The 12,907-nt window shown below is 44.7% G+C and carries 9 protein-coding genes; 1 reads left to right on the top strand and 8 read right to left on the bottom strand.

Features of this window, described 5'->3' with window-relative positions; all coding sequences use genetic code 11:
- Positions 1 to 126: 126 nt before the first annotated feature.
- The 5 genes from ACXAGK_RS16410 to ACXAGK_RS16390 form a co-directional block, all read right to left on the bottom strand.
- Positions 127 to 900, bottom strand: coding sequence for a hypothetical protein (locus ACXAGK_RS16410; protein WP_474857051.1), 774 nt, complete (start codon positions 898 to 900; stop codon positions 127 to 129).
- A gap of 83 nt (positions 901 to 983) precedes the next feature.
- On the bottom strand, positions 984 to 2,906 hold the full coding sequence (locus ACXAGK_RS16405; protein ID WP_474857050.1) for an alkaline phosphatase: 1,923 nt from the start codon (positions 2,904 to 2,906) through the stop codon (positions 984 to 986).
- 14 nt (positions 2,907 to 2,920) lie between these two features.
- Positions 2,921 to 4,504, bottom strand: a complete 1,584-nt coding sequence (locus ACXAGK_RS16400; RefSeq protein ID WP_474857049.1) for an alkaline phosphatase — start codon at positions 4,502 to 4,504, stop codon at positions 2,921 to 2,923.
- Positions 4,505 to 4,825: 321 nt separating this feature from the next.
- Complete coding sequence (gene lpxH / locus ACXAGK_RS16395; RefSeq protein ID WP_474857048.1) at positions 4,826 to 5,551, bottom strand: UDP-2,3-diacylglucosamine diphosphatase; 726 nt, start codon at positions 5,549 to 5,551, stop codon at positions 4,826 to 4,828.
- A gap of 135 nt (positions 5,552 to 5,686) precedes the next feature.
- A complete protein-coding gene (locus ACXAGK_RS16390) occupies positions 5,687 to 6,178 on the bottom strand; it encodes a peptidylprolyl isomerase (RefSeq protein WP_020743833.1) in 492 nt (163 codons plus the stop codon).
- Positions 6,179 to 6,361: 183 nt separating this feature from the next.
- Between ACXAGK_RS16390 and cysS the strand changes: the two genes are divergently transcribed.
- Complete coding sequence (gene cysS, locus ACXAGK_RS16385) at positions 6,362 to 7,744, top strand: cysteine--tRNA ligase (protein ID WP_474857047.1); 1,383 nt, start codon at positions 6,362 to 6,364, stop codon at positions 7,742 to 7,744.
- 76 nt (positions 7,745 to 7,820) lie between these two features.
- Here the strand turns inward: cysS and ACXAGK_RS16380 are convergent, their stop codons facing one another.
- The 3 genes from ACXAGK_RS16380 to ACXAGK_RS16370 form a co-directional block, all read right to left on the bottom strand.
- Positions 7,821 to 9,983, bottom strand: a complete 2,163-nt coding sequence (locus ACXAGK_RS16380) for a TonB-dependent siderophore receptor (protein WP_474857046.1) — start codon at positions 9,981 to 9,983, stop codon at positions 7,821 to 7,823.
- Positions 9,984 to 10,099: 116 nt separating this feature from the next.
- The gene (locus ACXAGK_RS16375; protein WP_474857045.1) at positions 10,100 to 11,134 is read right to left on the bottom strand and encodes an ion transporter; all 1,035 of its coding nucleotides are present in this window, start codon (positions 11,132 to 11,134) and stop codon (positions 10,100 to 10,102) included.
- A gap of 79 nt (positions 11,135 to 11,213) precedes the next feature.
- Entirely contained in the window at positions 11,214 to 12,878 is a 1,665-nt protein-coding gene (locus ACXAGK_RS16370) for a LysM peptidoglycan-binding domain-containing protein (RefSeq protein WP_474857044.1), read from the bottom strand.
- Positions 12,879 to 12,907: the final 29 nt, after the last annotated feature.

Raw genomic sequence — 12,907 nt, 5'->3', positions numbered from 1 at the left:
ACCACAGAACAAAAATTAAGCCAGCGCGTAACGCATGTACTTTGGGCTAGTTTGTAACAAAACCTTTTCGCGGTGCCTAAATGGCTAAGCCGCAGGCCCAGCCATTTTGAGAGCGATTTTAAACGTTTAGTGTGCATGACCCTCACCGATACTGTGACCATGCTCATCGTAGTAGCCACTGGCACCAGCTTCAATAAAGCCTTGAGTTACCATTTTGGTTAAAAAAGGATCCGTGTGATCATCGCCAATATCAGCGTAATCTGTACTTTGATAGTCCTGTCTTTTTGCAAAGAAGTCTCTCGTGTTCACATCGAAATCTACGTTTGTAAGCTCCCAATCTCTTACATACCCATTTCTATCAACGCTAAAAGATCTGACTAATTTTAAGTGAGGAATCCATGTGAGCTTGAAGTGCCCTTGTTCGTTGTCTATTGAATAGTGTTCAACGGCATTGCAACCTTTTCCGTCTTTTTTATCCAAGGTCATGGCATCAATGAGTTTGTCACTAATGAGTTGGTAGCGGTATGAAAAGTCCGTCTCTTTTTTTCCGTGAATGGTTTCACCTGGCTGGTATTCGATAGCGCGCTCATGAGCATCGAAAAAGCGAGTAGGCTTTATAAATTTGTTTCTAACAAGTGTCCATAACTCAGTAATATTGGTGGCAGGGTATTCATGTGCGACTTTATTGCCGTTTCGCCACAAATGTAGTGATGTAGTTTGTAAAGTTTTAGATGGGCTAGTCACGCTTATTTCATATTTAGCGAACAGACTGGTGCTGTCTTCTTTACACGTCTGCTCATTAGATACGTTTACTACAGACGAAGTTTCAGCCATTTGAGCTAAACTAAACGTACTCGCACTTGTAAAAAGAATAAGCGCAAATGCATTAAATAATTTCATTCATTTATCCTACCGAAAATGAAGTTCTTAACCGAAGCGAAAAAGGCGACCAAAGGCCGCCCTAGCATTACTTTTTCAATAACTTATTCCATTGCATTTTCTGCTTGAGAGACAAAGTCTCCTGCAAAATCCATAACATGGAATATAACGCTTTGCTCATTAGTACCGTTGACGAGGAAAGCGCCAGGGCCTTTAGCATAAATGCCTACATCTTCACCCGAGTGTGTTTCCGAACCCAGTGGAATTAAGGCTTCTTGGTGATAGCCAGGTGTTGTAGTGTCGACATCAGTGATGTCTTTACGACCTGTATCAGGGCCTTCTAAATAAGCTGCGTCTGAGTTAGTAACGTCTCCCAGATTTCTAAAGCCTAGGCCATTTGTGTAGCCAAGTGTGGTGTATGGCGTACCGTCGGCAGCTGTAGCAGCTTCATCTGAACCTACGTTTACTACCTTGCCTAAAATCGGGTTGCCGCGCTTTGGATAACCAGCAATGGTAAAGACGTGCCCGTGGTCAGCGGTTACAATAATAAGTGTATCTTCATCATCAGTAAGCTTATCAGCAGCATCAACAGCTTCAGCAAAAGCGATAGTGTCATGAAGTGCCCCGTAAGCATTACCTGCGTGGTGAGCGTGGTCGATTCGACCGGATTCAACCATAAGGAAGAAACCTTCTTCATTGTTATCTAACACTTTAATTGCTGCACTTGTCATTTCAGCGATAGAAGGTTCACCAGCAATGTCGTTGCCGCGGTCGGCTTCGTATTGCATGTGTGATTCGTTGAATAACGCAAACACCCTTTCAGTGGTTTCAGTATCCAAGCCGTCGAAACCAGACTGATCATAGATATAAACGCCGTTTTCGTACATGGCTTGCCACTCGGCAGTTAGGTCACGTCCATCTGTACGATCTCCCTCAATGCTGCTCGCCGCATCTGGGCTGTTGAACGCTTCGTCACGCGGCAAGAAGTGGCGACGTCCGCCCCCCATTACTACTTCAATGCCATCAATGTCTAGGCCTTCAAAGTTTGCTTCTAAGTTAGCTTCGAAATTAATTAGCTGGTCGGCAATGTCAGAACAACCCGCTGTAACCGCATCTTCTGGCATATCTGAAATGTCTTCCCAGTTGCGATCTGCTGATTTTGCATAGGTTGCTGCTGGCGTAGCGTGCGTAATACGGGCAGTAGAAATAATACCGGTAGACTTACCTGCAATTTCAGCGAGTTCTAGCGCCGTAACTAACTCGTTACCTGCAACGGTAGAACAATCACCGCGCTCAATATCTTCGTCTACGCCGATAACACCTACGTCAGTTTTTATGCCGCTCATCATCGCGGTCATTGTGCCTGCAGAATCCGGTGTTTGGGCATCAACGTTATAGGTTTTTGAAAGCCCAGAGAATGGGAATTTGTCAAAGCTAAGCTGGTTTTCTTCGCCCGCTAGGCCGTTCATCTGACCATCTAAAATACGCGCTGCGGTAACGGTAGAAACACCCATGCCGTCGCCGACAAACAAGATAACGTTTTTCGCTTTACCGCGTAGGTTCGCTACCATTGCGTCTAATTCTTCTCTAGAATTAACTGTGGCAGTAAACGCCGCATTTGATGACGCTGCACTTTCACCCGATGTTGCGTTCATCCAAACCGCTTTATTGTTTTCCACTTCGTTTTGAGCAGCCACAAACCACTCATTATTGAGGCTAGTGAGTAGTTCGCTATTGCTCACGCTGTTTACGCCAGGAACACAAACATAGCTTGTCGAAGTAATTTCACTATCACCAAGTGTGCCGTCAGCATCGGCGTCTAAGCCTGAGTCAATGCGAACACCCGAGTTAGGGCAGTTAGCATCGCCAACCGCTAATTCCGTTTGCACGGTAAGGCTTGTTAAACCGTTTTGACCGTCAGCGCCATCAGCACCAGGTGCGCCATCGTTACCATCGTCGCCTTCCAAGCTACACGCTGAAAGACCTGCTACTGCTACCGCAATTATACTTAATTTAAAAAGGTTCATATTCTTATCTCTACTTACTCGTTTACAAGGCCAAGCGCTTGATTAATCAAGTGGAAAACAACGTTTTGCTCTATTACGCCTTGCGCAAGCTGGCTTCCAGGTCCTTTGGCATGCAGTGCAATGTCTTCTCCAGAGTGTGTTTCTGAACTAAGTGGAATAAGTGCTTCTTGGTGATATCCAGGCGTTGTTGTGTCGATATTGGTAATATCAACGCGACCTGCTGCGTTTTCTAATGCATACGTGGCATCAGAATTTGTTTCATCACCTAGGTTGCGGAAACCTAGACCGTTGGTGTAACCGAGTGTGGTGTATGGCGTGCCATCAGACGCTGTTGCAGGTTCGTCTGAACCCACGTTAACCACTTTGCCTAGAATGGGATTACCGCGCTTCGGATAGCCTGCGATAGTGAACACGTGTCCGTGGTCAGCCGTTACGAGGATTAATGTTTCAGAAGGATCGGTATTTTCAACCGCTGTCATTACTGCTTCTTCAAATGCTAGGGTATCGGTAAGTGCACCCGCCGCGTTGCCCGCATGGTGAGCGTGGTCAATACGGCCTGACTCAACCATTAAGAAAAAGCCGTTCTCGTTGTTATCAAGAATGTTAATTGCCGTTTCTGTCATCTCTGCAACTGATGGTTCGCCCGCGATGTCATTTCCACGGTCTGCTTCGTATTGCATATGCGACTCGTTGAAAAGACCGAATACACGTTCAACACTCTCCGTGTCTATCGCGTCAAAACCTGCTTGGTCATAAACATATACACCATTTTCGTACATGGTCTGCCATTCAGCCGTAAGGTCGCGATCATCGGTTCTATCACCTTCGACATCACTCACTGCATCAGGGCTATTGAATGCGGCGTCTTTTGGCAAGAAATGACGGCGACCACCGCCCATAGCAACCTCAATACCGTCAACGTCAACACCGGTGTAACGCGCTTCTAAATTGCTTTCAAAGTTCACTAGCTGGTCAGCAATGTCTAAGCAGCCATCGGTTACAGCGGCTTCTGGCATGTCGGAAATATCTTCCCAGTTGCGATCTGCTGACTTTGCGTAAGTTGCCGCAGGGGTAGCGTGAGTGATACGGGCTGTCGAAACAATACCTGTAGACAGGCCTTTTATTTCAGCAAGCTCTAGCGCAGTAATAACTTCATTGCCTGCAACGGTTGAGCAGTCACCGCGCTCAATATCTTCGTCAACGCCAATTACACCCACGTCAGTCTTTAGGCCCGACATCATAGCGGTCATGGTGCCCGCTGAGTCTGGGGTTTGAGCATCTACATTGTAGGTTTTAACCAAGGCCGTATGTGGAAAGCTTTCAAAACTCAAATAACCTTCTTCACCAGGGTTACCCGCTAATTGACCTTTTTGAATTCTTGCTGAGGTGAGGGTTGAGATACCCATACCATCGCCGACAAATAAAATAACATTCTTTGCTTTGAACTGATTATTGGTTTGTAACTTAGTATTTAGTTTTGATTGTGCGTCGGTAAACCAAGCGCTGTTAGTTTGGTGCTCGGGTAACACTGCCGCTTGAAGACTAGCAGAAACCGCTAGAGCAACAGCAGTACATGCCACTTTCCAGTTACGATTCATGATTTTTTCCTAAACGTATTGTTTGTATTGGTTGTGGTTTTGTCTAGACATCCAATCACTACCCATCATCATTCCTTGCATGGGGAGTGAATTGTTAAATCACGGAGAGCGTATGGAGAGAAGGTGACAATTCTTTGATATTTATATTACTGAACTGTCATAAATGTCACAAAACTGTATTTTTGGGAAGTTTTACGGTCGATTGAAATTTGATAAAGCTTACGTTTTATAGTGAGTTAGAGATAAAGAAGGGCACACATATAAAATATTATTAATGGTAATAAAAAAAGAGGTAGGACCATCTGTAAGTGTCAGATTTGCTTACATAAAATTGTGATGTTGTAACATAGCTTCTGAGGGGGTAACCTTTAAAACACTACCTTGATCATACCAATCGCCGAGCACGATTCGAGTCGCAGGTTTGCCATTAGCTTCAAGGCTGTGAATGTTTGGTCTGTGTGTATGCCCGTGGATCATGCGCTGCACACCCCACTTTTCCATCACTTTCACTACCTCTTCTGGGGTAACATCCATAATTTCTGGCTTAAGGTTTTGTTGCTTAGCCTTACTTTCCTTTCGGCCATTATCGGCTACGCGTTGGCGATACCATAAAGGTAGGGCAAGCATTAGACGAGGCCACCACCAACCACGAGATTTCTTGCGAAACTTTTGATAAGCAACGTCGCGTGTACATAACTCGTCACCATGGGTCAGCAGGGTAGGCGTGCCGTACAGGTCTATGACCTCTTGTTCGTTTAACAAGATCATGCCTGCTTTTGATAGCCACTTTTCTCGTATGGCAAAATCGCGATTGCCGTGAATAAAGTAAATAGGGCAGTGCAGACTTACCTCTTTAAAGGCTGTCGCTATAGCAGTATTGAACGGGGTGACATTATCGTCGCCAATCCACACTTCAAATAAGTCACCAAGAACATATAGTGCATCAGCATTAATCGCGTCTTCTTTTAAGAAGCGCATCAAGCATTCTGTAATATCAGGGCGGTCGGCACTTAGGTGTAAATCAGCAATGAAGTAGGTGAACGACATAAATCTTCTTAAGTGTGGTCTAAAAAGCCGCGTTAACGTTCACGCGGCTTTAATGTAACTAAAGGCTTGTTTTGAACAGCATGCCAGCCAAGCCAAAATTTAGTCAGGTGTTGTAATAATTATCTAAGCAGTTATTTATGCTACAACTGCTTTTTCAATGATCACTGGCTCAACAGGTACATCCTGATGGTAGCCGTTGTTACCGGTTTTAACCGCTTTGATCTTCTCTACCACGTCCATACCTTCAACCACTTTACCAAACGCGCAGTAGCCCCAACCGTTTACTGACTTACTAGTGTGGTTAAGGAAGTCGTTGTTGTTCACGTTAATAAAGAATTGTGCGGTAGCTGAGTGTGGGTCTTGAGTACGCGCCATCGCGATTGTACCTACTTCATTCGCAACACCGTTGTCAGCTTCGTTTTCGATAGGCTCTTTAGTATCTTTCTGTTCCATATCAGGTGTAAAACCGCCACCTTGAACCATGAAGTTGTTAATTACACGGTGAAAGATTGTGTTGTCGAAAAAGCCGTCTTCTACATAAGAAAGGAAGTTAGCTACTGTTTTAGGTGCTTTATCTTCAAAAAGCTCTAGGGTGATGTCACCGAAATTTGTTTTTAACGTAACCATTGTGGTTTGTCCTGTGTGTTAGCGTATATGTAAAGTGGGGGCATTTTAGCGCAAAACAGGTAGCTAGCGCAAAGAGCGGGTATGGCAAATAACAGCAATATCGCTGCAAATGGCTTGTACCATTTAAATCGTGACAGTGCTAAACTTTGCGCCCCAAAATTATGACAAATAGGAAATATAGACATGCTACATCTTTACAATACCCGAACCCGTGAAAAAGCGAAGTTTGTTCCGCTTCAAGAAGGGAAAGTGGGTTTGTATGTGTGTGGTATCACCGTTTATGACCTAAGTCATATGGGTCACGCCCGTACCTACCTAAGTTTCGATGTTTTAGTACGTTATTTGCGTCACCTTGGTTTAGATGTGAAGTATGTGCGTAATATCACCGATATCGACGATAAAATTATTGCTCGTGCCAATGAAAACGGCGAAAGCTTTGAAGCGCTGACTGCACGCACTATCGCTATGATGCACGAAGACTTTGCGGCAATTAACTTACTAGAGCCTGACGTTGAGCCGACAGTAAGTGGGCATATGGATGAGATCATTGAAATCATCCAGCGTCTAATGGACAAAGGCTACGCCTATCAAGCTAAAAGCGGCGATGTGCTATTCGACGTAAGCAAGTATGAAGATTACGGTAAGTTAAGCAAACAAGACTTAGAGCAGCTTAAAGCCGGTGCCCGGGTTGAAGTAGCGGCAGGTAAAGACGACCCGCTAGACTTCGTATTGTGGAAAACCACCAAACCTGGTGAGCCAGCGTGGCAGTCGCCATGGGGCGAGGGGCGCCCAGGCTGGCATATTGAGTGTTCTGCAATGAACCACAAGCACCTTGGTGCGCACTTCGATATTCACGGTGGTGGTTCGGATTTAACCTTCCCACACCACGAAAATGAAGTGGCTCAATCGTGCTGCGCGTACGATACGCCATACGTAAACGTGTGGATGCATGCGGGTATGGTACAGGTAAATGATGAAAAGATGTCTAAGTCGTTAGGCAACTTCTTCACCTTGCGCGATGTGCTTAAAGAGCACGATTCAGAAACTTTGCGTTTCTTCTTGATGTCAGCGCATTATCGTAGCCAGTTAAGTTACTCTCAAGACAATATTACTCAAGCGAAGGCAGCCCTAGAGCGTTTATATACTGCACTACGTGGCGTTGTAGTAGACGAAAGTACAGACCTTAGTTACGGCGGTTATTTAGCGCGTTTCGAAGCGGCCATGAATGATGACCTAAACGTACCTGAAGCGTTTTCTGTATTGTTCGATGTTGCTCGTGAGCTTAACCGCCAAAAAGACAACGCTGAAGAAGCGGGTAAACTGGCTGCGGTGCTAAAAGGTTTAGGCGCAATTTTGGGTATGCTACAGAGCGATCCTGACACCTACCTTAAAGGTGGCGAGGGCAACGATGACGAAGCAGCAGAGATTGAAGCGTTAATTAAACAGCGCAACGATGCCCGTGCCGCGAAAGACTGGGCAGCTGCAGATGCAGCGCGTGATGCATTAAACGCAAAAGGCGTAGTGTTAGAAGATGGTCCGGCTGGCACTACGTGGCGTAAAGCCTAACTATCCGGAGTCGATAAGCATTTTTACAAGTTAGATAGATTGAAAAAGCCCACAGATGTGGGCTTTTTTGTATGGATTAAAAACGCTTTTCTATACCCACTTCGAAGCGACGCTGTGCCCCAAACCAGCAGTTGTTGGTATCAAAACATGAACCCACATATTCTTTGTCGGTCAAGTTACTTACACTACCAGTTAACCTCAGGTCATAACCTGGCATGTCGTAGGTGACAACAGCATCAACCAAAGTGTATGAAGGCACTTGGTCAGAGTTATACTTATCTGCCTGTGTTTCACCAACGTAACGTACGCCAGCGCCCACCATTAGACCATCTAACTTGTCATCAAACAGGTAGTTAGCCCACACTGACGCACTTTCTTCGGCTACCCATACTGGCGTATTGCCCACTTCATCTGGGTCTAGCTCATTTTCTGTCACTTCCATATCTAAGAAAGTCGCATTAGCCTGAAGCGAAAGGGCAGGTGTGATATTTGTACTTAACTCTAGCTCAACACCTTCTGACTCAACTTCACCAGTTTGGGTACGCTGAGCAAAATCTGGCGTGTTCACTACAACATTTTGTTTAGTGAGAACAAAATAAGCACCGGTAAACGTAGTCGCGCCATCGCTTGATTGGAACTTAGTACCTACTTCAACTTGATCGGCGGTGGTCGGCTTGAAGGCTTCACCTGTTACCGAGTCTACGCCCGTTACAGGTTCAAAAGACTCTGAATAGTTCGCGTATACGCGCCAACCTGAATCGAAGTTATACATAGCGGCCACACGGCCTGAAAATTCATCTTGGTCAATCTCGGTAGTGCCACCGTATTCAAAACCGTCGTAAACATTTGCAGCGACATCAGTACTTTCAAAGTTATCATAGCGACCATTTAACAACACAGTGATGTTGTTAAACTGCATTTCGTTTTGAACATAAAAACCGAGTTGTTCAACATCAATTTTGTGATCTTCTTGGTAGAAATCGAGCGGTAGCGCGCTAACATCGAAAAGGTCGTTATCAATATTCACAAGGTTCAATGGCGGTGTATTCGTACCTAACGTATCGCGATAGGCTACTGTAGAATCAGAATCTTGATAGTCGACACCAAACAGAAGGTTGTGAACTAGTTCGCCAGTAACTATCTGCCCTGCAAGCTGGGTATCTACCGTTACACCATCGGTTTCTTCGTCGGTTAGATAGGCAGAGCGATACAAATCGTTTTCAGCATCTAACACAGAGTGGTAAGTATTGCGTTGAAGCGCTTCTGAATCTGTATATCTGAACTTTTGCAGTACTGACCAGCTATCTGTGATTTGGTGATTCAGTTTGTATCCGAGCATGAGCACTTCGCGTGAAAAACTATTCCAGTTTTCATCACCTGCGTAGGTACTTGGATCTAACTTACCAAACTGGTCGCTGTACAAGGTACCTTGTCCGGGAAGAGGAGTTGACGGAATCATCTCTGGGTCGTCTTGATAGTAGCCAGATAGTGTAAGTTCTGTTTCGCTACTAATATCAACCGTAACAGAAGGTGCTATGGTGTAGCGCTCGGTTTCTGTTGTGTCTTGAAACCCGTCACGCTTTCTTCCCAGCATAACCAGCCTGTACCTTGCATTGTCGGTAAGTGCGCCCGCTGTGTCCAAACCTAGTTCAAACAAGTTATCAGACCCCAACGCTGCTCTCACAAGAGTTTCATCTTCGTCTTTAGGGTATTTAGCCACTTGGTTAACCATACCACCAGGCGGAACCAGACCGTACAGAGATGAGGCCGGACCTTTTAATATTTCCAGAGATTCAGTAGCAAACGCATCAACTTGAGGGTAAAGATTCCAACTATTATTGGTTAGAAGAGGTAAGCCATCGTAAAACGTTTGGTAAGTAGTAAAGCCACGAATAGTAAACTGGTCGAAAATAGTAATGGTAGGGCGGCTTTCAGTGGTAACACCAGAAACGTAACGCAGCGCTTTATTCACTGAATCGGCCTGACGAAGCTGCAATAAATCTTGATCGATAACGCTAATGCTTACAGGTGATTCAATAGGGCGAAGTGATGATTTTGTTGCAGTGCTTCTATAAGACTGCATAGGGTTTACTTCAATGCGTTCTAATTGTTCTTCTTCGTCAGTTTGCTGGGCAAATGTATTGCTTGAAGCAAAAACAGCTAACGCAATAGCAGACAATGAGAAAATAGTCTTTTTTGAAATACTAGGTTTCGCTAACGATGGCTTACTAGACGCCATAAATCCCTTCCTCAAATGATAGATATTAAGATATTGAACTTTAGTCTACCATTTGAAAGGTAATGATAATAGTTATTATTAACTATTGAGGTTGTTGTTAATAATCGCCTATTCTATTAATTTACATCTGGCTTACTAGTGGGTATCGCCGACTCTTTTTCAGTTAAATGTGACTTCCAGCGCTGCTGTGCAACGTGCGCTTTTACAAGCTCTAAGCATTCATTTACAACGCTAAGCACTTCTTTATCTAGTGCGTCCGCAGTAGGAGTATAGTCGTGCATACCGACAGAGATGAAATGGTCGATGCGCTCTGCATCCAAGTCGCTTAACAGGTTTACTAGCGATGTGGTAACAATGTCGGTGACTGACTCTTCTAATGTATTTTCAATGGTTTTTCCAATAACAGGTAGGTAGTGCAAGGAGGATACTTGTGCATTGCTTCTCACCGCTTTTCCCACGCTTTTTCGTACATGCTCTCGAATCACCTCGCCATGTTCTTCGCTTTGAATAGACTGGCCTAAATGGTTGATTACGCCAGCCATCCACTGCGTTATAACGGGTCGACGAGGCGCTAGTACCTGTGCATTGATATCGTCTAATAAAGGCGAACCTGCTGAGATGTCTTTTTGCGCATCGCTTAGCACTTTAACAACAATCCGGTCGCTAAGTTCTTCAACAAACACGTCGTAATAAAAGGCAAAAAAGCGAAAGACGGCGGTTTGATTTAAATCGATAATTTCGAACTTGTGCAAGCGGTGTAGTATGGAGAATATTCGCAAGAAGCGGAATAGACGAGTAGGGCCCGTTGGGATTAAGCCAATAATGTCGTACCAGTGCAAAAACGGAAAGAAGTACCAGCGTAAATGCTCTTTACGAACAATAGCAACGGCCCAACGAAAGCAGAACTCGGTAAAGAATATGGCAATAAAAACTAAATCGACCAACAAGAAGTTGGCGTGAATAGGGTCATAAGCGTTAAGAAAGGCGGGGAAATATGTACCTAAAAGACCGTATACAAAATCTGTAGCATAAAGCGCATCGAAAATAAGCCACGCTAGATTTACAAACAGTATACCTAGCATGACTAAATCTAAGATTAACCAAGGCGTTTCGTGACTATTTCGCAGATTTTCTCGGTTAATTCTTAGCATTTCCATATCCTTTTCGTGATTTAACGTATGATATGACCGCTTAAAGGAAAACGCGTTAATGCTAATTTACGCTGAGTCATTAGCTCGATGCGTTCAACCTTGTCACGTCTACATACAGTTTAAGTCTTTGACCGGGTTGCAGATAGCGCTTAGTGTTTAGCGAATTCCACTTGCCAATGTCACTTACCTTAACTTTGAACTTGCTGGCGATACGAGATAACGAGTCACCGTTTCTTACCGTGTAGGTTAGTTTTTTAGTAACCCCGGCTTGCGCTTTGCCTTTCTGCCAAATAACCAGAGCTTTTCCTGGGCGAAGCGTATCACCCGGTGCCATACCATTCCATTTAGCTAACTGCTTAGTACTTACTTTGTACTTACGCGCAATATCCCATAGCGTATCACCAGATTTAACGGTGTGACGCACTTTTTGCTGAGACGAGCTGCTATTTTGCAGACTGGCTAAACGTTCCTCTTGCGATAAGGTATAGCTGTCTAACTCTTGAAGCGCTACAGGTACCATTATCGCTTGACCGATTCTGATCATTGATGAGTCTAACTCATTAATCCTTTTCAGCACTTTCACCGTGGTGTGGTACTGCTTTGCAATTTTACCTAAGCTATCGCCAGACTTAACGGTGTGACGTACCCAGTTAAGACGCTCTTTTTGATCAATCTTAGCAAGGGCTTGCGAAAACGCAGCCGCTTTATCAAGGGGAAGTACTAAGCGGTGCGGACCATCTGGAGATGTGGCCCAGCGGTTGAACCCAGGGTTTAAACCGTGAAGCTCTTTTAAAGACATGCCAGCAAGTTCCGCCGCAAACGCTAAATCGACCTGAGAGCCAATATCGACTACCTCAATAACGGCAACGTTTTCCACTTCTGGCCATGAGTACGCATATACATCTTTGTTTTTAAGAATATCAGCAAGGGCTAATAACTTAGGCACATACGCACGTGTTTCCTTGGGTAAGTTCAAGTTCCAAAAATCGGTAGGTTTACCTGCACGTTTGTTAGCTTTAATCGCTCGTTGAACACGGCCTTCACCGCTGTTGTAGGCCGCTAGTGCGTGTAGCCAATTGCCATCGAACATTTCATTTAAGTAAGTAAGATAATCCAGTGCCCCTTGCGTTGACGCAACAACGTCACGACGCCCGTCGTACCACCAGTTTTGATCCATACCAAATCGCTTTCCGGTGCCAGGAATAAACTGCCACATACCGGCTGCGCGGCCGTGAGAATAAGCGAAAGGGTCGAATGCGCTTTCTACGATGGGTAAGAGAATTAGCTCCATCGGCATGTCACGCTTTTCAATTTCTTCTGCAATGTAATAAAGAAATGGCTTGGCACGTTTAACAACCCGAGCCATATATTCAGGGTGCTTTAAGTACCACTTTCTTTGGGCGTTCAGGCGTTCATTGTCAGGTATGGGTAAAGCAAAATTTGCGCTAGCACGTTCCCATACGTCCGTTACAACAGCCTGTGTATGCATGTCAGGTGTCGCGGTAAGTTCGGCACCTTCTTCTAGCGTATCGTCATTTGGGTGCACAACTTCAACAACGCCATCTCTTGCTAACTCACAATCAGAAATAGCTTCTTCGTTGGTATGAATTTCACTGCACGCTTCTAGCGAAGCACTTTCGTTACTTTCTAATTGCGCATTGTCATTATTATTATCTGTTATCTGACAACCCGTTAAACCTATCGCCAACAATAACGGCGATAGAGGGAAAAACTTCAACTGCATATATGAAGAAACCTCTTGGAGCACTGCAA

The organism is Alteromonas sp. ABM1_013, from assembly GCF_056160505.1.
Note: the sequence above shows the minus strand (reverse complement) of the source record. Positions and strands in the feature narration are given on the sequence as shown.